Source organism: Mesorhizobium sp. M0001, assembly GCF_040324255.1.
Classification (GTDB): Bacteria; Pseudomonadota; Alphaproteobacteria; order Rhizobiales; family Rhizobiaceae; genus Mesorhizobium.
On sequence record NZ_JAMYVS010000002.1, the window covers coordinates 968,061 to 989,632 of the forward strand.

A 21,572-nucleotide genomic window follows, 5' to 3' on the forward strand; every position below is an offset into this window, starting at 1 on the left:
GGGGCTCCGTGTTTTCAGGCGCGATGATGACTATATGTGCGGAGCGGCTCGAACTGCCGCGACCTGACCAGATGGCCAGTCAAACCAGTAACTAGCCGTCAGACGAGTACCTCCGGGCGCACTGCCGAGCGATATCTGGGGCATGAGAAAACCCAGGAGATCATCATGAGTGACTTCAACCTTAATGCATTTTCCGAGGCCATCGCCGATCTCGCCGCCAAGGCTGCGCCGGCAACGGCAAGTTTCACCACCCATCACCATCGCACCGCCAGCGCCTTCCACTGGCGTGACGGCTATTTCGTCACCGCCGAGGAAGCTGTCGAGGCCGGTGAGGAGATCGAATTGACATTGGCTTCGGGCGAAGCGGTGAAGGCCGAACTGGTCGGTCGCGATCCGTCGACCGGCGTAGCGCTTCTGAAGCCGGCCGGCGCGGCCGCGGCGCCTGCGCTCGCCAAGGCGGATGGGGTGCGGCCGGGCAACGTCGCCATCGCTGTCGGCAGCAGTCAGGGCTCGGCGCTGGCTGTCTCGGGCTCGGTCGGCGAGGTCGGCCCCGCCTGGCGCTCGATGCGCGGCGGCACCATCGATCGGCGCATCAATCTCGCCGTCAATGCCGGCGGCCGTTTCGAGGGCGGGCCGGTGCTTGACGCCAAGGGCGCGCTGATCGGCATGCTGCTGTTTGGGCCACGTGGTCGTGCGCTGGTCATGCCTTATGAGACGATCGAGCGGGCCGTGGCGACGCTGCGGGAAAAGGGCCATGTCGCGCGCGGCTATCTCGGCGCCGGCCTGCACCCGATCCGTGACGGCGCGGCGCGCGGCGCCATGGTCATGAGCCTCGACGACAATGGTCCGGCCAAGGCCGCCGGCCTTGCGCTGGGCGACATCATCGTGGCGTGGAATGGCGAGGCCGTGCACGGCCCGCGCGAACTGATCCGAAAGCTCGGGCCGGATAGCGCGGGTGCCGCGGTGACGCTCGGCGTGGTGCGCGGCGGCGAGCAGCGCGATGTCGCGCTGACCGTCGGTGAAAAGCCGCTGAGCTGAGAGGGCCGATGGAAAGCGACACGCTGACAAGGCCGGAGGCGGGTGGGCCGGAGGTGGGTGGGCCGGAGGTGGCGGGCGGCGGACGCCAGCTCGTGGTGCTGATCGCGCTGCACGATGCCGCGCGTGCCGAGCGCCTGTCAGCTTCGCTTGCCATGGCGGACGATCTGCTTCCGGTCGTAGCCGGCAGCGGGATTGCCGACGTCGCTGTCTTCGATGACGCTGTTGCGAACAGTGCGGCCTGGCTCGATCGAGCCGATGGTGGCAACAGCGCAATCCCACGGGTGCTGCTATCCGCGAGCGCTGGCCGGCCGGAAATCCGGGTGCTTGCCGTGCTGCCTTTGGCGTCGGATGCGAATCTGATCGCGGCTGCCGTCAGACTGGCGGCGGCCGGCTACCGGGTGTCCAGGGATGGGCGTTCGACGCCCGCTCGCCACGACGATTTCGATGCCGCCGCCAACGGCGGAAGCCATAGCGGGCTGTTCGGCGAGGAGCCGTTGGACGATGGCGCTACCGCCCGTCCGGCGCTGTCGCCGCGCGAGGCCGAAGTGCTGGCGCTGCTGGCCGAAGGCGCACCCAACAAGGTGATCGCGCGGCGGCTGAACATCTCCGTGCACACGGCAAAGTTCCACGTCGCCGCGATCCTGATCAAGCTGGGTGCTGCGAACCGCACGGATGCCATCGCGATCGCGATGCGGCAGGGCCTGGTGCTGGTCTAACCCCCTTTTCCGTTTGAGCCTACGTTGCGTAACCCGTTGCAGGCTGCCGAGGCCTTGCGCAGTGCATTGCCGCCGCGCAATGGTTCGCGTCAGTGATGTAGCAAGGGAGGTGCCAAGACATGTCGCTCAAGGGAAAGACGCTGTTCATCTCCGGCGGGTCGCGCGGCATCGGTCTTTCGATCGCGCTGCGAGCTGCGCGCGACGGCGCCAATGTGACGATCGCGGCCAAGACCGCCGAGCCGCATCCGAAGCTGCCGGGCACGATCTACTCGGCAGCTGAGGAGATCGAGCAGGCCGGCGGCAAGGCGCTGCCTGTTTTGTGCGACATCCGCGAGGAGGCGCAGGTGGCTGAGGCGGTTGCCAAGACCGTCGAAAAGTTCGGCGGCATCGATATCTGCGTCAACAATGCCAGCGCCATCCAGCTCACCGGCACGCTGCAGACGGACATGAAGCGCTACGATCTGATGCACCAGATCAACACGCGCGGCACCTTCCTGGTGTCGAAAATGTGCATTCCGCACCTGAAGTTGGCAAGCAATCCTCACATCTTGAATCTGGCGCCGCCGCTCGACATGAAGGCCAAATGGTTCAAGAACCATGTCGCCTACACCATGGCCAAGTTCGGCATGTCGATGTGCACGCTGGGGATGAGCGCCGAGTTTGCCAAGGACGGCATCGCGGTCAATTCGCTGTGGCCGATCTCGACCATCGACACGGCTGCGGTGCGCAATCTGCTCGGCGGCGCGACGGTGGCGGCGATGAGCCGCTTACCCGACATCATGGCCGATGCCGCACACGCCATCTTCCTGCGCTCATCGCGCGAGACATCAGGCAATTTCTACATCGATGAAGAGGTGCTGCGGGCCGAGGGCGTGACCGATTTCGCGGTCTATGCGCCGGGCGCGACCGGGCCGCTGGCCGGCGACTTTTTCGTGCCGGACGCGGTATTTGCCAATTCGCCGACGAACGTCAAAAGCATCTACTGACGGAAATCACGGGCCGACGGCGCTGCTTCCTCATCCACCTGCCGGCGTTTTTCGAAAAACCAAGCAATTGGCTTTTCGCCCGCTGTGCGGACCAGCCTCACCTCCCCATAAACGGGGAGAAAGGGGCTCATCACTCCTCGCCCTTCTTGCCTTTGCTCAGTCCCATCAGCCGGTCGATATAGGCCAGCATCAGCGCCGAGACGACGAAAGCGAGGTGGATGATGGTCAGCCACATCAGCTGGTCGATCGTATAGGAAGACGAATTCAGGAACACCTGCAACAGGTGGATCGAGGAAATAGCGACGATGGTCGAGGCGACCTTGACCTTCAGCGAACCGACATCGATCGTACCCAGCCAGTGCACACCGCCATCCTGGTCGTCGAAGCGGCTGACGAAATTCTCGTAACCGGAGATGATCACCATCACCACCAGCGAGGCGACAAGTGCGGCGTCGATGAGGCCGAGCATCTTCAGGATGGTGTCGGTGTCGTCGAGTGTGAAGGCGACCATGACGAACTCGTAGAGTTTTTTGCCGAAGGACAGCGCATAGACGGCGAGCGCCAGGGCCAGCCCGATGTAGAAAACCACCAGCAGCCAGCGTGAGGCGAGGATGATCGATTCGATGGCGAGTTCGAGACGTTTCATGCAGCGGTTCCGGTCAGCTTTCTGAGGTCGACTGGGGTATTTCGATCAGCTTGCCGCAGTTTGCAAGGCAAATTGCGACGCAAAAAAACCCCGCCGGGAGGGCCGGCGGGGTTCAATGCATCCCGCTGGAGTCGGGACGGGGCAGGGAACGCCCAGGCTTGAATCTGGGGAGGGCGGCCGCTCTATTCAATGAGCCGGTTCTAATACCAGTACAATTCTTGCTGAACCGGGATTGCTGTCCGCAGCTCGACCCATCCCGATCTGCCGGGATGGGTCCTTGTTGTCGATCTGATTCCAGAAAGCTGCTCAAGCCATTGGAAAGCAGATCAATTGTTACTCGCCACCGGTGCCACCAGCGAGGTGATGCGACGGATGCCGACACGGCGGTTCTCGCGGTTGGGCGCCGTGGTGTTGACCTTCAGGTATTCCTCGCCATAGCCCTGAGTAGTCAGGTTTTCCGGCGGGATCCCGAAGGCATTGGTCAGCGCTTCGGCGACAGACTCAGCGCGCCGGTCGGACAGAGCAAGGTTTGCTTCCGGCGTGCCAACCGCATCGGTGTGGCCTTCGATCAGGAAGGTTTCGGCCGGGTTCTTCTTCAACAGTTTCTCCATGGCCGTGGCGACGCCTTCCAGTTTCTGCACTTCGGTGTCGGATATCGAGGCCGAGCCGAACTCGAAGTTCAATGTATCGAGGTCGACGCGACGGGCAATGTCGCGCACGCGCGCCGAACGCTTCACTTCGTCGATGGAATAGAGGCGCTGGACCTTCTCCACCGGCGGTTGTTCGAGGAACTCGTAATAATCGTCCGGGCTTTCGACATCTTCCGAATCGAGGATGTACTCGCGGCGCGGGATGGTGAGCCGCATCGGCGGCAGGTCGTCACCGGGATCGCGCCAGTCATTGTCGTCGTCATAGCTGCGCTCGTCGACATAGCTCAGCACATATTCGTGCCCATCCGGCGTGATGCGCGATCGCCTGATGACGTCGCCATTGCGGTTGCGGATGGTGACGATCTGGATGCCATTGTCGCGCTCGACGATTTCCCGAGAGCGATCGCCCGACAGTTCCTCATAGTAAACATTCCTGGCGCCGCGGTGCATGCGCGGAGCGTCATTGCTTTCCACGATCGTCTGGTTGTTGAACTGCAGGATGACGCGGTCGCCGAGTTCCTTGACGACGTCGACGCCTTTCGGACGCCGGCGGTCGCGGACGTTCTCATCGGGTGCACGCTCGACGCGTTTGCCTTTTTCCTCCGTCACCGGGGCGATCTTTTCTGGCTGAATTGCCTGCTGAGCTGACTTGTCGTCGGTGGGCGGCGGTCCCTGGTCGACCGGAGCCGGCTTCGGGGCTTGCGCCTCGGTGCCGCCCTGCGCGGGCTGCTCGCCCGTCTGGCCGCCAGCATTCTGGCCGTTCCCATTTTGGCCGTCGCCATTCTGGCTGTTGCCGCCCTGGTCCTTGCGGTGCTTGCGCCTGGCATCCTTCTGGCTGTCCAGGATGGGTGCTTCGTCGGGGTTGGCCGTGGCTTCGCCTTGCGCCGGCGTCTCACGTTGCGCGGGCTGCTCGGCATTGGCCGGTTGCTCCGCAGGCTGTGGTTCACCGGTCGCAGGCTGCTGTTCGCCCGTCACCGGCTGTTCGCCGACAGTTTTTTTGCCGTGCTTTTTCGCCTGATCCTTCGGCTGTTCACCTTCGGCGGGAGCCGCTTGCTGATCGGCCGGGGGCTGAATCGGCTCGGCCTGCGGCGCGGGCTCTCCGGCAGGCGCAACTTTGACGTCTGGCGCTTTGTCGGCAGGCGCGGCCTCGATCTGCTGATCCTGCTTGCGCTTTTTCTTGCCCGACTTGTTGTCGTTTGCCGGCGCCACCTGTTCGGTGGGCGCTGCCTGCTCGGCAGGCTGCTGGGCCGGCTGTTCAGCGGGCGCCGCTTCGATCTGCTGTTGGTCGCGCTTCTTCTTGCGTGGCTTTAGCGGCTGTTCTTCATTTGCCGGAGCTACCTGTTCGGCCGGTTGTTCAGCCGGTGCTGCCTCGATCTGCTGCTGGTCACGCTTCTTCTTGCGTGGCTTGAGCGGCTGCTCATCGGTCGCCGGCGCTGCCTGGGCGCCGCCCTCATCCGCAGGCGCCGCCTCGATCTGCTGCTGTTGATTGCGCTTCTTTTTGCGCGGCTGCTGTTCCTCGGCGGCAGGTGCGGCCTGTTCGGCCGGGGCCTGCTCGGTCTGCTGCTGATCCCGCTTCTTCCTGCGCGGCTGTTGTTCCTCGGCGGCAGGGGCGGGTTGCTCTGCAGCCGGTGCAGGCTGCTCGGCGGCCGGCGCTGCCTGTTCGGCCTGCTGGCGTTTCTTTTTGCGCGGCAGTTCCTGGTCGGTCTGCTGACCATCTGCAGCAGGGTCGTCCTGGACCAGGATCAGTGGCGCGGCCGTGTGCTGCAAGGGGCCGAAAACGGCGTTGCCCTGCAACGGGGATGCGCCCAACGGCGCGGATGCCATAAGCAGGCCAAGTGCCGTACCTGCCAGTACCCGTGGTTGGCGTTTCATCTTAAATTCTCCTTGTGGGGTCCCATCCCTGCCCAAACTGTCCTTGACCGGATTGGTTCCGGTTTGCAGGCATTACCCGCACCCAAGGACGATTGACCGGCGTTTTGAAGGCAACTTCATGTTTTTCCTATGGTGCGGCCGGAACTTGAAGTCACACAACAGCTTGACCTTGCCGCATGCGGAGGCCACATCTCGACCCATAATGGAAACGCCGTTCTGGAAGACCAAGACGCTGGAAGCGATGACGCCCACCGAGTGGGAATCGCTGTGCGACGGCTGCGGAAAATGCTGCCTGTCTAAACTCGAGGACGAGGATACCGGCGAGATCTACTGGACATCAGTCGGCTGCCGGCTGTTCGATGGGCAAAGCTGCCGCTGTTCGGACTATGCCAACCGGCTGGCGCGCGTGCCGGACTGTGTCGGGCTGACGCCGCAGAATGTGCGCACCATCACGTGGCTGCCGAAAACCTGTGCCTACCGGCTGGTTGCCGAGGGGCACGACCTCTATTGGTGGCACAGGCTGGTGTCGGGAAGTGCCGAGACCGTTCATGATGCCGGCATCTCCATGCGCGGCCGCGTCCGCGCCAGTGAGACCGATCTGGCCGAGCCGGACGACTATTTCGACTATATGCTCGATGACGAGCCCTGAGCATTCTGGAACGGACGCTGCCATAGGGCGTTCTGCGCCATTGGACGTTTTTGACGGTCAGGATCGTTTGCAGCGGTGGAAGGGGCGGTTGCTTTCAACCTGTCGGGCAGATTAACCGAAAATGAACGGCCGGTTCGCGAAGAGTTCAGATTGCAAGGAGCATTCTCCCCCCATCGGTTCGACCAAGACGGGCGCAAGCCCTCAACAAGGAGAGAAGACAATGTTCAACTCATTCAAGACGGCAGCCCTTTCGGGTCTCGTAGCTCTCGGCACCCTTGCCGCAGTGCCCGCTCAGGCGGACTCGATCTATCTCGGCTTCGGCAACAACCATGACCGCCGCGTCGGCGTCTACACCGGCGACGATGAGGACGGCTTTCGCCGTGACCGCAATTGGCGCCGCTGCTCGCCGGACCGCGCCCTCGACAAGGCCGAGCGCATGGGCCTGCACCGCGTCCGCATCGTCGATGTCAATCGCCGCGTGGTGAAGGTCGCCGGCCGCCAGTATGGCGATCGCGTAGTGGTCGTGTTCGCCAATGAGCGCGGCTGCCCGGTTATCTATCGCTAGAGAACCAGACTGATCTTCTGCGAAGATCAGTCTGAGATACGACCTTCTGCGAAGGTCGATCCGGAGGCATGTTCCTCTGCGAGGATCAGCCTGGAGTAGCGGCATGACCCTTCTAGGGTCAGCCAGGAGCCCCTTTCCCTCCGCGGAAAGGTGCGGCTCGAAAAAACCCCGGAGGCCAGTCCTCCGGGGCTTTTCATGTCGGAAATCTGCGGTTCCGGCCGACGGGTTCAGCAGAACCGCGCCCGGCCCGGCGGCCTGCTACTTAAGCTCGAATGTAACTGTTACCTGCACGGCGTAGGCATTCTCGCCGGCCTGCACGGGAACCGCGGCGCCTGCCGCATCGAAGGCCTTGGCATTGATCGGCATCGGCGCCGGCGCAACGTTCTGGTCGGTGATTTCCAGCACCCGGCCGATGCTGACGCCGGCGGCTTCGGCCAGCGTCTTGGCCTTGGCCATGGCATCGGCGACCGCCTTCTTGCGGGCTTCGGTGACGGCAGCTTTCGGGTCTTCGTTGGAGAACGAAATGCCTCCGCCCTGATTGACGCCGAGCGACACAGCCTTGTCGAGAATCTCACCTGTTTTGTCGATGTCGCGGATGCGCACCGAGAGTGTGTTGGTCACCTGGTAGGCGACAAGCTCGGCTTCCTGGCTGCCGTCCGGTTTGTTGGTGTAGTTGTAACGCGGGTTGATCTGGATGCCGGCGGTCTGCAGGTCGCGGTCCTTGATCCCTGCCGACTTCATTGCCGCGATCACGGCGGCCATGGCGTCGTTGTTGGCGTCGAGTGCCGCGCGTGCGGTCTTGGCCTCGCGCATGACGCTGAGCGTCAGCAGCGCCAGGTCAGGCGCCACGGTCGACTGGCCTTCACCCGACACGATGATGCGGGGCGGGGGCAGCGAATCGGCAGCGCTTGCCATCGCCGGAAAAGCGATCGCGGCGGCAAGTGCGAGCGGCAAAATATGTCTGGTCATGAAAATCTCCTCGGTGTGCGATCCAGTCGCGCCTGTCGACTAGGGCGCGAATATGGGCTGATTTGGGCGATCTCGGCCAGCCCGTCCGGAAAGCCTTGTGCCGCGCAAGGAAAAACACTAATCCAGCGCGCGTGGGGCCTGTAGCTCAATGGTTAGAGCCGGCGGCTCATAACCGCTTGGTTGGGGGTTCGAGTCCCTCCGGGCCCACCATGACCTTTGATTTTGTTATTAAAAATATGCCTCGGCCCAAAACGTTTTGGGCCCATTATGGGCCCGAAGAAAAGGGCACCCGATATGGGACCCTGCTCATGGTCGGTTGATTTCACTTACTTGACGACGCGCAGCCGCTCGCTGCTTCATCGCATCGCGTTTGGTCTCGCGCTCGTTGATGGCGCGGGCTATGTCGACGGCCATTCGCTTCTTGTTAGCCTCCCGGACATATTCGTCCGTCACCGTCATGGAAGAATGCCCCATCGCCTCCATGATGGCACGCGATTGGATGTTGCATTCGGCGAGATACGTGCCGAAGGTGCGGCGTAGCCCGTGGAGAGTGTAGCCCTCCGGAATGCCGGCCTGCTTGTTCCAATGTGCCATCATGCCGGTGAGGCTCTTTTCCGCGAATGGACGCCCATAGGCATTCTTCAGTACCGTTCCGCCTTTCGAACGTCGAGCGGCGCCAAGGCTTGCGCCAGCTTGTCGAGGATGGGGATAAACATCTCGCGACCGCCGTGACGGTTGCGGTTCTTCTTCTGCCGGAAATCGAAGGCTTCGATCACCTCTAGGGAGCCATCGAACAGTTCGATCTCCTCGAAAACCAAATCGTCCCATTGCAACGAGGCGATATCGCCTCGTCGGTTGCCCAGCCAAAAGGCGAGCGCGTAACAGGTGCGCGGCGGGGAGCCGATCGGATGGCGCGCCTCGAACTTTTCACAAATGGGGACCGGCCACGCGGGATTGGTGGTGGATTTAGGAATGCGGACGCGGATCGACAGTGAGGGATTGTTCTGCGGTTTGATCCATTTCTCAACTTCGATCCCCACCCACAGGAGCTTCTTGATTGCGACCAGCAGGTGCTTGGCAACCGTCCGGTTGGCGGCAAAGGCGCTTTCGACAATCGCACGCAGATGGTCGGCGTCGAGATGTTCTACTGGCGTATCGCGCCAAGTCAGCGGGTAGGCAGGTTCGACCTGCATCCCAAGGAAGCGTTCAATCAGCCTGACATTCTTCCGCTGCGTTGCTTCGTCAAAGTCCAGCCATTCCATAGTCCCTTCAAGTCGCCGCGCTGCATGACCGAACGTCTTTGGCAACGCCCGACCGGGTAGGTCGATGATAATTGCCTTCAGGCCCTGGCTCTGGGTCGCCCTCCGTCATCAACAAGCGATTCGTGTGTCATCGCAGTGTAGAATCACACCCGATTCCGCAGGGCAATACCTATCTTAGCGCCTATGCCGGCCAGGCCGGGATGGTCGTTGGGCAACGTGTTGACGGCACTTGTCTTCACCTCACGCCCAACCCGGTTGAACTGCAGCTGACCGTCGATGTCGTGGCTGAGAATGTCCTTGAGGCTGACCTTGGGCGTCGCCGGTCCAGCTAGGCGTCATTGCATGCCTGGTCGAGAATGAGAGGCTGTCGATCATGCAACTGCTTCATCGGGTCTGCGGCAGGCTCTGTAATGATGGTGCAGCTGGTTATGTCGAGATTGGACTTGTAAGCCCATATGCCTGCAAACGAGAAAGGCGCGTGGCCAGGCTGGTAGATGTGCCAAGGGTCTTTCTTCCCGTCGGCTGGCGATATCGTCCATTCATAGAAGCCACCTGCCGCGATCAGACATCGCTTTGACTTGAAGTCGTCGCGGAACGCTGACGCCGTGTCGGCCCCCTCAATCCACGCATTGAAAGGGACCGGCCACCAATTCCCCATGGGGATATTCGGTGTGCGTCGCAGTCCTAAGAGTGAGAGGGGTGCGCCCGTCTTAGGCCGGAAGGCGTAGTTGCATGCAATTTGAGCCTCAGCTAATGTTGTCCTGTGACGAGAATTCAAACCCCTCGTCAGCTTTTAATGAGATTTTACGCCCGCTGGCTCGCGCCGGCGGGTTTTTTCATCCTACGCGGGAATTTGATAAACGTCGCTTCGGTCTCTGGCTGAACCGGTTCACGCTAATCGACGGCTGTCCGCAGATCGGGCAGGCATAGACATGGTCGCGACGTGGGCTGGCTCGGCGTTGCATCGCTCGCCGGCAATCGGGCCGAGATCGGACAGTTGGTCGTTCAGTTAGGCCTTGTCGACAAGCGGCGTTTTCGCTTGGGTGCAACGTGGCTCTCCACCAAGCGAACGTGCTCGATTTCGACAGTCACCAGCGGCCGATCGGAGGCGCAAGTTTCTACATATCAGGCTCGTTTTGATCGCGCTTGTCGGCGCCCCAGCACGACCCTTATTTCGTTCGCATTTCCGCCTAATGGGCGCTGCAAGCCGGCGCCCTAGTTGCAAGGCTGCCAGCCGCGACCGCCGGCCTTGTTCTTGATGTTCATTCCAGGCCACGAAGGTCGGCCGCGCAACCGCAACCGGAGGCCTACCTATGGGTGAGGTTGTTGGCTAACGCTTGTTCAGCCGCGGGGTCTGGCTTTCGGCCCGGGAAAGGTAGCCGATGGGTTTGCAGCCAATCTGGCTGACCGCTTATCTCTGAGCCAGAGCGACATCGTTTTCCTTGCTAGCAACTCATCGCGGTCGCTATCCGCGCTGCTCTTGCCAGCAATTGCATAGTCGGCCCTGTTGGTTCGAAAGTCCTGTTTCTGCACGGGCATGGTTGCTACTCCCGTCGGCCTCCCCCTCGGCCCGACGGAGCCAGTAGCTGCCGATGCATCGCGAGAGTCTACCAATCGGGGATTGCGTTAAAAATGAAAACACTCAGCGGATGTTAAACGCCGGATTGACCGGCGCGCACCGCACCTGGCTCGCACGGGACAGCGCCGGCAAGGCACCCGTCGACACGCCGCGTCGGGCAATGGGTGACCTTCTGAGTCACGCGTCCGCTTCGGCGTACCCGACAGCGTCATGGCGGCAGGCGAAGGTCGAGACGACGCTGTCGCTCAGATGCGCCTTGCCTGACATGGCGATGGCTGCAGCACTCTCGGCAGCCCATCTTGCCGCCATCCTGTTCCCTCCGAACCTGCGGCGGCTCTACGTCATCCGCGACAACGATCCGGCCGGTGACGGTGCCAGAGACAGCCTGATGGAGCGCGCGACCGACGCCGGAATCGAGGCAATCGTGCTGTCGCCGGCTATGGAGGACTTCAACTAAGACCTCGGCCGTTTCGGACTTGCCGCCTTCCGTGCCCCGATTGCGGACCAACTGATGCGCAAGGACTGCCTCCGCTATCTGAAGCGGTTTACTTGAGCCGGCAGGGAAGCGTGCGGCGGCGCACGGTGCCGGCGGCGTTGCCTGGATGCGGTAGAGAACCGCGATCCGGCCTTCGAGAGGGCGATCAGCCCACAAGCTCGCCGGCCAGGCAATGGCGGCGGCCGACTATTCTCCGGCGGCGCGCGATTGCTGGCGAAAGCCAGCGATAGGGTGCGACGCCTTTCCATCGCGATGCAAAATAGCCGGCCGCCGCCATCCTTCGCTACGCTCCGGCCCTCCGCTTCGCTTCGGGTGTCCGGCCAACCCGCCCACGGGCTCTCGTCGCCATGAAGGCCGCGAGGGGCGCGGTCAAACCGACGGGAGCATCCCATGGCCGAGCACGACGACACCGAACCGCACCACGCAGCTTCTCCGACCGCTCACATCCTCACCGAACTCCAGCTCTATGGCTGGCGCCCCTATGCCGACGAGCCCGACCCGCGACTGCTTCCCAGCGGCGACCACGTGGCCGGAGCCGTGGCCGACATCTATGACGCTCTCATCGCCACCTTGGCCGACACGCGCCTCGAACCCGACCTCGATGACCTGCTCTGGTCCGTCACCAATGTCTTCCACCGAGCTGTACACCGGATCGAGCGGCAACTGGACGACAACGAGCATGCCCAGCGCTGCCTGCAGCGCGAACAGGATGGCAGCGAGATCAAGGCGGTTGAACTCGAGACACTCACCGCCCAGGGCCAGACCATGATCGACGGCGCGATGCCTTCGACCTGATGCGTGACCAGGCGGCCAACCACTACGATCAGGCCGGCGCAATCTTCGCCGCGAGCAGAACGCGGTTCGCCAATGTGTGGACGCTGAGTTCCTTACGATGTTGGGCGGAGAGATCGAGCGGTTTGAACGCGCCGCCGAGGTCGAGCGAGAGCAACTCGGCGTAGATCGGTCCGACCTCCGAGGGATGTTCCCCGTAACGTTGAACAATCGCGCGAAATTTTTCATCGCGCATGGCTTCGCTGTCGGCGGATGAAAAGCCTGCAAGCCGGCTTAGGCGTTGGATGATGGGGTAGAAGGCTGAGGTGATGTGATAGGGGGAGCACTGCAGCCGGATTAGCTCATGATGGCTCTCATAAAGCCGTTCCTCGAGCGCATCCACGAGGCGCGACTTCCCGATGCCCGCTTCTCCCGACACGAAAACCGCCTGGCCTTGGCCGGCTTCGGCCAACTCCCAGCGCTCGAGCAGAATGCCGATTTCGCTGGTTCGGCCGACGAACTTCGACAAAGCGCGATCGTGCGCTGCGTCGAACCGGCTTTCCACCTCCCGCTCGCCACGAACCGCGAATAGGGCAATAGGCGATTTGAAGCCTTTCAACTCCTGCTCACCGAGGCTCTCGATCTCGAAGGACTGCCCGGCGAGCCGACGCGTGCTGTCGGCAACGACGATCTGACCGGGAGCGGCAGCGCTTTGCAGGCGCGCCGCGAGATTGGGTGTGTCCCCTGCGATTGAGGCGCGCTCGTTCACGCTGCTGCCCGCAATGTCGCCGACCACCACGTGGCCCGATGCGATGCCAATACGCGCCTTCGGTTGCTCGCCGTCGGGCGATTGGATGGCCTCGACTGCGGCGAGGGCCTGGAGGCAGCCCGAATGGAACGCTCTGCGTGATCCTCGTAAGCCATCGGCCACCCGAAATAGGCAAGCACGCCGTCTCCGAGATATTTGGCAACATCGGCCTCGAATTGTGGGGCAGGGAAGGGCGGGCACGCTCCCGAACGTTGATCATGCAGTAGCACGGCTATGACTGACGTCTGTGCACGAAAAGGGAAGGCAGGAAGGAGGGTAGTAGTGACGACGGATATGGCTGGACAGAAATCGGATGGCCTGCTCTTCCACAATCGGAGCCGTGAGGCTCGATCGAATTGCACCCATGATGGATGGAGCGGATAGATAAGTAATATCAGACGTTGCGGGAGACCGTGCAGAAATCGCACACGGAAGTCCTGCTTCTCTTCTTTTTCGTTCCCACGACGGAGCCGCCGACAGCCCCATTCGGACGTTCTTTGCCGACGATATTGCGTTGCAATAGACGTTTGAATACAAACAATCCGACAGGTCCATATCGCATGCTTTATACGCTAAGGGATTGGATTAGCCGAAGCAGGCCCATATCCTCGAAGGAGTCGATGCCATCCAGATCCGGTCTTGCCTCGGCATTTACCCGGGTTTTCCTGCCAATGTCGGTTTTGCGCTCATCCCTTCCTGCACACGTCGATGCGGCCTTGCCGGCGCCGCGCATCCGCTTCTCTCCAGGCGGCTGGCAGGTCCCCAACATGTCCTTGATGTGCCGCGAACGAGCCGCGGCCGCCAGCAAGGGTCCAAGCGATTCTAAGAGGCATTTTGCGCAGCAGATGTTTCAGGGTAAGGTCTGGAAGGAATACGACTGCACCGAAGCCCTTAGCCGCTGCGGGCGTTGTAGATGAGTGCGGATCTCGTCGGTGGCGCGTTCGCCAACGTTGTCCCAGATGTAGAACACGGCGGCAAGGATCAACAGAACTAATCGCATGATCTGCGCCTCGGTAACGTGGTTTGCCCACGGCGCTTAGGCGAGTTGAAGGTTTCGGCCCGAGTCCGCGCGCATCCTCAACACCAGCAGGCGCGTCGCTGCGAATGGCGTCAAAACAATAAGCGCCATCGTGGTGTTGACTAAGAGCGACAGCAAACAGATCGAGCTTTGGGCGTAGCAAACGGATTCCATGACGTTCCCCTTTTCCATCGTTACTGGTGGCCTCCGTGCGGCAAGAATGATCCTGGTTCACGAGAAATACAAGCAGTTGCTAATACGTTGATATTTCCCCTAGGGTTGGGGCAACGATGCGAAATCGACGCCGGTCAGTTGTTTGGATAGCGATTGCCCTTGTCCTGGCGGCGTTGGCGATCACGGCGGCGATCATTGGCTTTCAGAATTTACAGCGCTCGTCACCGATCATGGTCTCGGCTGTCTCGGCCTTTAATACTGGGGGGCTCGTCCCTGGCCCCACGGTTAAGGCGCCCTCGAAAAACCTTGGTGCTGTTGCTACCGGTAGGGATATCTGGCTCGAAGTCTCATGGAAGTTTTTCGGGGAGTTGCGGACGCTAGATACCGTAACTGTCGGCGACCTTCGGGCAAGGCGCCTGGTGCGCAGTCATGATGTGCCCTCAAGCGCCAATTCCGAGATCTGGTTCATATCAGCCGGCAGCGGCGACATATTGGAAAACACAACGTCGACCGACATCGGGTTCACTTTTGATGGCGGCAACCCGTCTGTCACGGCGCAGATTTACAGAGTGGTTGGAGCTTCTGAGATACCTGCCGCGATAGCTGCAGAAAGCGGCGACAGGATTACCATCACCATTCCAGCCGATGGCATCGCTTTTATCTCGCTCATCGCTTCCGGCACCACCTCCGGGTCCATGAGCAATGTCACCGAAGATTTTAGTGCCCTTTGTGGAAAGGATTTCCTTGGCATCCATGCATCAACAAGTTCGACCTCCGCTGAATCAGAGACTGCTACGTTTTCGGGAAACTCAACGGCAGATTTTGCAGCTGTCGCACTTCAGTCGGCCGCAGCGAGATAGCTAACCAGCCAGCGCCATTCCAAAGCAAACGCCTAGGCCGACAGCGAGGCCAAGGAACAGCTTGGCGGCAAGATCGAGGGCGAAGGCGCGGACTGGGCGCCACACGTCTGAGCGGGGCTCTCTGAGGGCATTGGCGATATCATCGAACACCGTTTCCATGGAATGATTCCAAATCGGAACTCCGGGAATGTGAATCCTCAGTTTGTTCCACTGTCGCCCCATTGGGCAACCTGCACGGTTCACCCGAAACCGTGCAGGCAGCAAAGGTGGCTTAACGCACCACTCTGAAGCCAGTCGACTCCAGCGACGCTAGTGCCGTCTCTGCAAAGGTCGCGCAATTGTCCAAAGGATCATTGTTTTCATAGAGCGTTGGCTTGATAGGCTGCTGCTATGCCTTCAAAAATGGCGGTTAGAACTTGGTCGCGGCCTCTGGCGGCGCCAGCGGCCGGTTCAACAGTCATCTTTGGTGTTTCTGGGTGTTTGCCTTCCATGAGGAACTCGAGGAGCGCCGACACCAGCCACTCGGTGCTGTCCCTGTCCAGGGTCCCGCAAGACTCGGCCGGGCTCGCGTCACCTCGCCGGGCGGTGCGAGCCCACAATCGCGGGCCATCTGGTCCGCTGCTTCAGCTTGGGCTTCATCAGAATGAAGGGCGACATGGTTCATCCGAATGTAGAAATTTGCGTTGGGGGGAGGTGAGAATGAGGCTACCAGGAAATGTGTTGGCTGGGAGAACGCCGAGGTGCAGTGCGGTCCGCGAAAGCGATCAATGAGGTTGAATGCACAGAACGTGCCGCCAAGACAGCCAGGTTGAAATCGCTACGCTTGGCTCAGATCTTGCCAGAGGCCGACCCGCACTTTTCGTTCAACGAGGAACTCGACTGCTCGGTACTTGTCGCCGTGCTGGCTCGGGAACCGCATTATAATCCAAAGCGGCCCGAATCCCATTCTTTCCGGCGGCTGCCCCTGCGACGAGGCCTTTGATCTCCTCAAGCAGCGCCGTTAGGCTTTGTTAACAATCGGCTTTTTTCGCCGTGGCGACCCCACATGGCTCTCAACAACGCGCACGTGCTCGGCGTCGACAGTCACCAGTGGCCGCAGGCTGACGGTTACCTTGTCGCCGATGCGCGTGACCGGGCCGACTAATTCCATATCTGGCCGATCACGGCCTTCGAAGTCGAATCGACAACCGCATGCGGGAAGTCATAGGAGGGAATCGTCACGCTTATGCGATCGGGTGTCACCCGGCCGCGGGCGGGTGCAGTGTCAAGGATGAGAGGTTGCTAACAAATGAGCGTCCGTGGCCTGAGGTTTCTCGATAAGTGGGTAGCCAACAACTGCCCATTGTGGCGCGGGGAGACCCCATCTCGGTTGGCGACTTGAAAGACCAGTTGATGACAGCTGCCGAGAAGGCCGGGATTCCTGCCGACGAGATCAACGGCGAGCTTGAAAGCGTCTTCGAATTGATTATCGAAGTGAATCGTCGTGTCGCCGAAAGGGTGGACTGAGCCTGAGGCTTCCCCGACGTGCCGGTCATGTCCTACATGCCGGACTGCCTGACAAGGGGCTCGCTTACCTAACCGGCCAGCGCCACGCCAATGCCATCTCAGAGCAAATGTAGATCGACACCGCGAATCCGTGAATCCCCGGTTTGTTCTGGTCATGGCTTCTGCGCCGGTCCGGTCACACAGCGCTAGTGCGTTCACCCCTCCGGCTGGGCAGGGTCCGGTTCTTGGTGCCGCTCTCGTTGATTTTCGAGGAACAGCTTGGCGAGTTCGCCCCACTCAGGATGATCCGTGGTTTTATGCTCTTCTACGAACTCGAGGAAAGCCTTGCGCAAAGCGTCAAGGTCGAAAACCCCAAGATGCTCGCCCATACCGTCGTCCATGCCCGCGACTCTCAACGGTATTAGCTTGTCCTCTCGTTTGAGCCTTCAAGAGGGATTCCCTGAGCTTTGGCTTGGGAGCGCCTACATGGTTAATGGCGTGATTGCTGATATGACTATATCTAGGCAGCGCGGGGGCTCTATCTTCGCGCGCGGTGGCCGGTGCGGCCCCACACCCAAAGACTGCAGCGACCATTTCTGTGGATGGGTAGTGCTAGCCGATGCGACATCATGCTGCAGCGATATTTTAGAATCGGCTAATTGTGCAATCGCTAAATTAATGAAATGCGTGAGGAATGTATTTTCCACAGTTCCTGGTCGGCATGTCTGCCACTGCGATCATTGTGGCGATCTGGACCTACATCGAAGCCGGTTCAATTTGGACCGCGCTCGGCTGTGCGGTCCTTGCGCTGATCGTTCTGCAAGTCGGGTACGCCGGGCTGGTCGTTTGCTTGATATACTGGCGATCATCGGAAGCGGCTGACTCGACTAGTCGAATTTCGGTCGCGGCTCAAGAGAACGTCGACGGCATCTGATAGCCCGCGATCGTCTCGGCACGGTCACGTGACCCTGGGGCAGCAGTTTTGCCTCGCAGTGCCGCCAGCAAGTGGGCCTACAACGTGTTTGCGGTGACAGACACCTACCCCGAGCTTCGGGCTGAAAGCCCTATCATTGATCCAGACGCGGAACTGGAGGACGGGTGCGTTGTGGTCGCCATGTTTGGAGGCGGTCATCCGCAAACCATGAGCTGGTGCAACAATCACGGGCGAGGCTATGGGGGCCGCTTTGCCGCCAAGGGAAGTCTGCACGAGACGTTCCTTCTCGATTCCCTGGTGTGCGGACGAGGGCCATCTTCTTGCATTCGCATCCTCGGCCGGGTGTTCGGCTACCGGCCGCGCTTCCCGCGCTACAGAACCTGGAACGATCCAGTTTGCTTCTCGAATAATTTGGCTCGCAGCCTCACGGTGGCGGGCTTTTTTGTTGCTCAGCCCCAACGTCTCGACGCCGGGCTGCGGAACGCAAACGTCGTGATGTCGTCACGGGAAATCCCGATGTCGCTGAGCATGTCGTCTGGTGACGCGCTCAACTCGTCCGTTGCCTTCAACAGCGCGTTCTGCTCGGCTCGATGACGGACCCAATCGGCAAGGGGACCAACTGCGACAAGAGGAAGATTCACAAGCATAGGAAGGTTCACAAGCATCGGGACCACTCCCTTTACCCCTGCAGGAAACTGCACGTAGCCTACGCCGATACGTCGATGCGTCTGTGACAAACCTCACAGTCCGATCCGACGGGGCAAAAACTGCCCGGATGCCTGACGGTGGCGGGCTTTTTATATATTAGCAATGCATAAAATTCGAGAAGGTTCATGGCATGGTTGTTAGCAAACTCGCTGCTATCGTGCGACGCAGGTCTCGGTGGATGGTGTGCTGGAATGCGCGGGGCTGGATGGATCAGGGGTCTGATGGAAGCTGACGCTCGCGATCTGCGGAGCGAGATCAGTCGGCTCCAAATAGACTTGATCGCTGCCGCCAACTCTCAGGGTAAATCCAGGCTGCATGACGTCGCGCACACACTGCGATGCCAGAAGGCGCGGCTGGAACGTCTGGAGGAGTGCCTCGCTTCAATGACGTCGAATGTCCGGCCAGAGGCATCCGCAACCCCGCCCGATGAAGGCCGGCCGTAAAAGGCAGCTCATCATTTCCGAAAGAGAACCCGCTGCCTCACGGTGGCGGGCTTTTTATTGCTCAGCCCCTTGCCGGCAGCGTCTTGTCCGTGTTGCGGCGGAAGGTCATGCGAAGCCGGAAATTTTTTTGCCAGGAATGGTCGCCTCCGCGCCGATCGCCGGCTCCCGAGGCAGATCATCACCAGGCGACTCCTGCAAAAGCAGATAGTTTGGGAGACTGTGTGCAGAAAGCGCACAGATTCTTCTTCTCTTCCTTTTTTCGATCTGGAACCTGCCATTAAAGCAACCTTCGATGATCGTGCCAATGTCGTTAGGAGCGCTGGGGAACGCATGGCACGCTGTGCAGGCGCGAACTGAGGCGGGGCGGCGGGCGCGCGGCCGCTAGCAAGAGATCCTGGCGGTCTTCGCCGCACGGGTCGGCGAAACCATTGCCGCGTTATGAACTCGCCGGTGACGATTCGGAAGTCGGCGAGCGCACCATCGACGTCCAGATCAACCGCCTGCGCCGCAAGATCGAGCGCGATCCGTCCAATCCGGTCTGGCTGCAGACGGTACGCGGTATTGGGGACAGGCACCAGTGATCGCCTATGTACGGCGCCATTTTCGGACGAACGTCTTTTTGATGATTGGGAGCGGTGGCGGTTCGGCGCTGATAATTGTTAGTGTCGCCGGTCTGTTGACAACAGCCGCAAACGGGAACGCCACGGCACCAACAATCAATCCAGCCGCCAACCAGGCTACTGTCGACCGGTAATCCTGTATCATAGCCCACCCTCAATAGGCAGATAGACTGCCAGTTCGGCATTAAGCAAAGGTTACGTCGGCGCGCGCTTCGTGCAGCAGAGCGGACTGCCGAGGTTCAATTAAGCTGATCCAGGATTCCGGAGCTGCTCGCCAGCACCAGACTTTTGTAGATCACAAACGCGATCGTGCAGATTGCCGCGACCGAAATCGGCACGCCAAACGGCACGACGCCCTTGCGGTCCAAGTGCTGGACAAAGAGCCGGAAGGCGCCTGCCGGCAGCATAAGCGGGTTTCTCACGATCGCCGCGGTGGCGAGGGCGAGGATCAGCAACAACACTGAAAACATGGCGAGATTGCCGCCGCCGATCAGGAACGGCGTAACCGCCATCAGCTTGACGTCGCCGGCGCCGATCTTTCGCAGGCCCCAGAACGGGAAAAGCATGACAAAAAGCAGAAGCCCGGCAACCGCGCTCAGCCCCATTCCAAACCATGATCTCGAATAGAGCGAGAAAAGCGCAAGCGACCCCAAGCCCAGGCCAAGCAGCAGCAGTACATCGCGATTGGCTATCTTCTGGGTAGTAAAATCGAGCCAGGCGACTCTTGCGAGCAGCGGGACGGTGAGCGCCTTGAGCAGTACCGATCCAAAAAACAGCATGCTACTGCCGCTCGACGTTCTTCACACTGGACGACAGAAGCTTCAGATTGTTGACCACGGTCGGATCGTTGGGCGCCAGTTCATAGGCCTTGAGGAAATTCGCACGTGCGTCCTGCAGCTTGCCGCGCAGCAGGTAGGAATAGCCGACATTGTTGTAATATTCGGGCGACGCGCCAACCAGTTTGAAGGCTCGGGCGTAGGCTCGGTCGGCGAGGTCGAAGCGGTGGATGCGGTCGCTGCAGGCGGCCAGGCCCATCCATGCGCCACCATCGTTGGGTGCCAGTTGCGTCGCCTTGTAGAACAGCGCTCCGGCATTGCCGTAATTTTCCGCCCGGAACTGGTTCTTGGCCTCGGCAACGGCCTGGTCCGAGGCATAATATTCGACGTCACCGACAGTCTTCAGTCCGTCGAACGCATCACCAAACGAAGTCACATCGCCTTTTGAAGGCTCGTTGGTGCGAACGACACCGTCGGTGGTGACCGCCCCGTTCGTCTGGCAGCCGACGAGTGCCGCCATGAACAGGCAGGCCACGACTGCAATTGGCCTTTTCATACAATCTCCCCGTGAGTCCCCCGACCCATATTAGGACCAAAGCATATGCGCAACTAGAAGAAAATGCCCTTCATGCGAATGATCACCGGCAGCATGATGACCATCAGCACGACAGGAAAGATGCACAACCCTAACGGAATCATCATTTTGACGGGCAAGGAGTTGGCCTTCTCCTCTGCCGTCAGGATTCTCTGGCCTCGCATTTCGTCACTGTAGACGCGCAGCGCCTCCGTCAGGCTTGTGCCAAGCTCTTCCGATTGCCTAAACAGCACGGCTAGAGCCCGTGCCTCTTCAAGCCCGATGCGTTCCGCGAGCTCGCGCAGCGCATCCCGCAACGGCTTGCCGGCGCGCAGCTGCAGATTCATGATCGACAACTGAATACCCAGCCATTTGTGCGTGGCGGCAAGTTCCGCGCCGACCCGCTCGACCCCTGCTTCCAAGCTCATGCCGGCGTCCGCGCAGGTGATCATCATGTCCATGAAATCTGGAAACCCGCGACGATAGGTTTCCTTCTGAGCATTCTCGAAGCGATCGAGCAGAATGGCTGGGATCACTATGCACCCCAGCCCCAACAAGGCGGAGCCGGCTAGAGCCACGAAACCGGGTAAATGCGGTGGCAACACCCGGGGCAGGATTGCGTAGGCAGCCAAAAATCCGACACACACGGCGCCGAGCCGCGACAGGGTATAAAGCAACGGAGCGCTCGCTTGATAGAAGCCGGCGCGAAACAGCTTCGCTTCAAGCGCGCTGGGCTCCTGCCGCTCCTTTTCCATTGTTCGAAAATATGCGTCGACAGGTCGCTGCGCCGCAATCCTGGCCAGTTCTTCCTGACCCGCGAGCGAGCGGGCGTCGACCACACCTTCGCCTACAAGGCTTTGCGTGACCAGTTTTCGCGTCTGCAGGGCCGGCAAGAAGACAAGCGCGCCAAACAGGAAAAGCGCCACCGCCGCCACGAAAACGGCGATGGAGACCATGAAGCCCAAGTCGCTGG

General features: G+C 60.8%; 22 protein-coding genes, 1 tRNA gene and 3 pseudogenes. 13 read left to right on the forward strand and 13 right to left on the reverse strand.

The annotated features are described in order from the left end of the window. The first annotated feature begins 165 nt into the window (after positions 1 to 165). The 3 genes from NKK50_RS09660 to NKK50_RS09670 all read left to right on the forward strand — a co-directional run bounded on the left by NKK50_RS09660 (position 166) and on the right by NKK50_RS09670 (position 2,740). On the forward strand, positions 166 to 1,038 hold the full coding sequence (locus NKK50_RS09660; RefSeq protein ID WP_352499858.1) for a S1C family serine protease: 873 nt from the start codon (positions 166 to 168) through the stop codon (positions 1,036 to 1,038). Positions 1,039 to 1,046: 8 nt separating this feature from the next. Then, positions 1,047 to 1,754, forward strand: coding sequence for a helix-turn-helix transcriptional regulator (locus tag NKK50_RS09665; protein WP_352499859.1), 708 nt, complete (start codon positions 1,047 to 1,049; stop codon positions 1,752 to 1,754). A 119-nt stretch (positions 1,755 to 1,873) separates the two neighbouring features. Beyond that, positions 1,874 to 2,740 carry an SDR family oxidoreductase gene (locus NKK50_RS09670; protein WP_352499860.1) on the forward strand — a complete coding sequence of 289 codons (867 nt, stop codon included), beginning with the start codon at positions 1,874 to 1,876 and terminating at the stop codon, positions 2,738 to 2,740. A gap of 130 nt (positions 2,741 to 2,870) precedes the next feature. Here NKK50_RS09670 and NKK50_RS09675 read toward each other — a convergent pair whose 3' ends face one another. Both NKK50_RS09675 and NKK50_RS09680 read right to left on the reverse strand, forming a co-directional pair. After that, positions 2,871 to 3,386: a TIGR00645 family protein gene (locus NKK50_RS09675; RefSeq protein WP_023672463.1), complete on the reverse strand. Its 516-nt coding sequence runs from the start codon at positions 3,384 to 3,386 to the stop codon at positions 2,871 to 2,873. A gap of 326 nt (positions 3,387 to 3,712) precedes the next feature. Next, a complete protein-coding gene (locus NKK50_RS09680; protein WP_023691506.1) occupies positions 3,713 to 5,908 on the reverse strand; it encodes an OmpA family protein in 2,196 nt (731 codons plus the stop codon). Between the two features lie 202 nt (positions 5,909 to 6,110). Between NKK50_RS09680 and NKK50_RS09685 the strand changes: the two genes are divergently transcribed. Further along, positions 6,111 to 6,557, forward strand: coding sequence for a YcgN family cysteine cluster protein (locus NKK50_RS09685; RefSeq protein ID WP_023672465.1), 447 nt, complete (start codon positions 6,111 to 6,113; stop codon positions 6,555 to 6,557). Between the two features lie 220 nt (positions 6,558 to 6,777). Beyond that, positions 6,778 to 7,122 (forward strand): hypothetical protein, encoded by a 345-nt coding sequence (locus tag NKK50_RS09690; RefSeq protein WP_023672466.1) that lies wholly within the window; start codon positions 6,778 to 6,780, stop codon positions 7,120 to 7,122. A gap of 258 nt (positions 7,123 to 7,380) precedes the next feature. Here the strand turns inward: NKK50_RS09690 and NKK50_RS09695 are convergent, their stop codons facing one another. Further along, on the reverse strand, positions 7,381 to 8,091 hold the full coding sequence (locus NKK50_RS09695) for an SIMPL domain-containing protein (protein WP_023672467.1): 711 nt from the start codon (positions 8,089 to 8,091) through the stop codon (positions 7,381 to 7,383). A gap of 134 nt (positions 8,092 to 8,225) precedes the next feature. On the opposite strand from NKK50_RS09695, the gene NKK50_RS09700 reads away from it, so the two are divergent. Continuing rightward, positions 8,226 to 8,301, forward strand: a tRNA-Ile gene (locus NKK50_RS09700). Positions 8,302 to 8,397: 96 nt separating this feature from the next. Here the strand turns inward: NKK50_RS09700 and NKK50_RS09705 are convergent. From NKK50_RS09705 to NKK50_RS09715, 3 genes are all read right to left on the reverse strand, one after another. Beyond that, positions 8,398 to 8,736 carry a tyrosine-type recombinase/integrase gene (locus NKK50_RS09705; protein ID WP_245265772.1) on the reverse strand — a complete coding sequence of 113 codons (339 nt, stop codon included), beginning with the start codon at positions 8,734 to 8,736 and terminating at the stop codon, positions 8,398 to 8,400. Beyond that, entirely contained in the window at positions 8,733 to 9,353 is a 621-nt protein-coding gene (locus NKK50_RS09710) for a site-specific integrase (RefSeq protein WP_245265777.1), read from the reverse strand. The genes NKK50_RS09705 and NKK50_RS09710 overlap by 4 nt, the downstream gene beginning before the upstream one ends. A 328-nt stretch (positions 9,354 to 9,681) precedes the next feature. Further along, positions 9,682 to 10,011, reverse strand: coding sequence for an SOS response-associated peptidase family protein (locus NKK50_RS09715; RefSeq protein ID WP_023833479.1), 330 nt, complete (start codon positions 10,009 to 10,011; stop codon positions 9,682 to 9,684). 994 nt (positions 10,012 to 11,005) lie between these two features. On the opposite strand from NKK50_RS09715, the pseudogene NKK50_RS09720 reads away from it, so the two are divergent. After that, positions 11,006 to 11,485, forward strand: a pseudogene (locus NKK50_RS09720) (toprim domain-containing protein); the annotation flags it as partial. Between the two features lie 333 nt (positions 11,486 to 11,818). Beyond that, a pseudogene (locus tag NKK50_RS09725) lies at positions 11,819 to 12,255 on the forward strand (hypothetical protein); the annotation flags it as partial. On the opposite strand, the gene NKK50_RS09730 reads toward NKK50_RS09725, so the two are convergent. Next, the gene (locus tag NKK50_RS09730; RefSeq protein WP_352499861.1) at positions 12,252 to 13,208 is read right to left on the reverse strand and encodes an AAA family ATPase; all 957 of its coding nucleotides are present in this window, start codon (positions 13,206 to 13,208) and stop codon (positions 12,252 to 12,254) included. The pseudogene NKK50_RS09725 and the gene NKK50_RS09730 overlap by 4 nt on opposite strands. Positions 13,209 to 13,857: 649 nt before the next feature. Then, entirely contained in the window at positions 13,858 to 14,007 is a 150-nt protein-coding gene (locus NKK50_RS09735) for a hypothetical protein (protein ID WP_023833475.1), read from the reverse strand. Between the two features lie 308 nt (positions 14,008 to 14,315). Here NKK50_RS09735 and NKK50_RS09740 point away from each other — a divergent pair, with 308 nt between their 5' ends. Next, positions 14,316 to 15,059 (forward strand): hypothetical protein, encoded by a 744-nt coding sequence (locus NKK50_RS09740; RefSeq protein WP_023744401.1) that lies wholly within the window; start codon positions 14,316 to 14,318, stop codon positions 15,057 to 15,059. On the opposite strand, the gene NKK50_RS09745 is transcribed toward NKK50_RS09740, so the two are convergent. Further along, positions 15,060 to 15,218, reverse strand: coding sequence for a hypothetical protein (locus tag NKK50_RS09745; protein ID WP_023706897.1), 159 nt, complete (start codon positions 15,216 to 15,218; stop codon positions 15,060 to 15,062). It lies immediately after the preceding gene. A 1,161-nt stretch (positions 15,219 to 16,379) separates the two neighbouring features. On the opposite strand from NKK50_RS09745, the gene NKK50_RS09750 reads away from it, so the two are divergent. After that, on the forward strand, positions 16,380 to 16,565 hold the full coding sequence (locus tag NKK50_RS09750) for a DUF768 domain-containing protein (RefSeq protein ID WP_081726024.1): 186 nt from the start codon (positions 16,380 to 16,382) through the stop codon (positions 16,563 to 16,565). A gap of 194 nt (positions 16,566 to 16,759) precedes the next feature. Here the strand turns inward: NKK50_RS09750 and NKK50_RS09755 are convergent, their stop codons facing one another. Then, positions 16,760 to 16,945 (reverse strand): hypothetical protein, encoded by a 186-nt coding sequence (locus NKK50_RS09755; protein WP_023833470.1) that lies wholly within the window; start codon positions 16,943 to 16,945, stop codon positions 16,760 to 16,762. 293 nt (positions 16,946 to 17,238) lie between these two features. Between NKK50_RS09755 and NKK50_RS09760 the strand changes: the two genes are divergently transcribed. The 3 genes and pseudogenes from NKK50_RS09760 to NKK50_RS09770 form a co-directional block, all read left to right on the forward strand. After that, positions 17,239 to 17,478 (forward strand): exopolysaccharide production repressor protein, encoded by a 240-nt coding sequence (locus NKK50_RS09760; RefSeq protein ID WP_023706903.1) that lies wholly within the window; start codon positions 17,239 to 17,241, stop codon positions 17,476 to 17,478. Positions 17,479 to 17,571: 93 nt separating this feature from the next. Then, complete coding sequence (locus tag NKK50_RS09765) at positions 17,572 to 18,072, forward strand: hypothetical protein (RefSeq protein ID WP_155923512.1); 501 nt, start codon at positions 17,572 to 17,574, stop codon at positions 18,070 to 18,072. A 942-nt stretch (positions 18,073 to 19,014) separates the two neighbouring features. Beyond that, positions 19,015 to 19,210: pseudogene (locus NKK50_RS09770) on the forward strand (winged helix-turn-helix domain-containing protein); the annotation flags it as partial. Positions 19,211 to 19,488: 278 nt separating this feature from the next. Here the strand turns inward: NKK50_RS09770 and NKK50_RS09775 are convergent. Genes NKK50_RS09775 through NKK50_RS09785 form a run of 3 tightly spaced genes read right to left on the reverse strand, consistent with a single transcriptional unit; the run spans position 19,489 to position 21,555 of the window. Then, entirely contained in the window at positions 19,489 to 20,028 is a 540-nt protein-coding gene (locus NKK50_RS09775; protein ID WP_023744408.1) for a prepilin peptidase, read from the reverse strand. Position 20,029: 1 nt separating this feature from the next. Then, positions 20,030 to 20,581: a tetratricopeptide repeat protein gene (locus tag NKK50_RS09780; protein ID WP_352499863.1), complete on the reverse strand. Its 552-nt coding sequence runs from the start codon at positions 20,579 to 20,581 to the stop codon at positions 20,030 to 20,032. Between the two features lie 53 nt (positions 20,582 to 20,634). Beyond that, positions 20,635 to 21,555, reverse strand: coding sequence for a type II secretion system F family protein (locus tag NKK50_RS09785; RefSeq protein ID WP_245265748.1), 921 nt, complete (start codon positions 21,553 to 21,555; stop codon positions 20,635 to 20,637). Between the last annotated feature and the right edge of the window lie 17 nt (positions 21,556 to 21,572).